A 564-nucleotide genomic window follows, 5' to 3' on the forward strand; every position below is an offset into this window, starting at 1 on the left:
GCGCCGAGCCTCATCCCGCGCAAGCCCGGCGAGCGGATCAAGACCGATCGGCGGGACGCGACGGCGCTGGCCCGCCTGCATCGGGCCGGCGAGTTGACGCCGGTCTGGGTGCCGGACCCGGAACACGGTTCGAAGCACTGCTTCGAACAGGCGGGACCTGGTCAGGGCGCGGGCGGACATGGTGGAGGCGCTCCGCAAGGCGCGGCAGCGGCTGATGGGATTCCTGCTCCGGCACGGGCGGAGTTACGACGGCAAGCGCTGGACCTGGCCGCACCGGAAGTGGCTGATGGAGCAGACCCTCCCGCACCCCGCCCAGCAGGTCGCCTGCCAGGAATACCTCGACGCGGTGAACGAACTCGAGGCACGCATTGAGCGCCTCACGGGCCGGATCCGTGACCTCGTGCCCTGCTGGAGCATGGCGCCGGTTGTCGAGGCGCTGTTCAGCGACAACCATCTTGGCCGGTGCCGACAGGCAAGTTGGCCGGTGGCCCCGGACGCAGGTCGGGCGTAGCCCGGCCGGAGACCGGGGCCACCGGCGCGATCGTCTCTATCGGGGATGATGGC

The 564-nt window shown here is 70.9% G+C and carries 2 protein-coding genes; one reads left to right on the plus strand and one right to left on the minus strand.

Annotated features, from left to right (window positions below):
• A partial coding sequence (locus GSE44_RS26115) for a hypothetical protein (protein ID WP_235925136.1) occupies positions 1-180 on the minus strand: 180 nt, incomplete at its 3' end.
• Between GSE44_RS26115 and GSE44_RS25195 the strand changes: the two genes are divergently transcribed.
• On the plus strand, positions 179-511 hold the full coding sequence (locus GSE44_RS25195; protein ID WP_159351553.1) for a hypothetical protein: 333 nt from the start codon (positions 179-181) through the stop codon (positions 509-511). The two genes, GSE44_RS26115 and GSE44_RS25195, sit on opposite strands and share 2 nt — an antisense overlap.
• Positions 512-564 lie beyond the last annotated feature (53 nt).

The organism is Muricoccus harenae (assembly GCF_009848505.1).
Taxonomy (GTDB): Bacteria; Pseudomonadota; Alphaproteobacteria; order Acetobacterales; family Acetobacteraceae; genus Roseomonas; species Roseomonas harenae.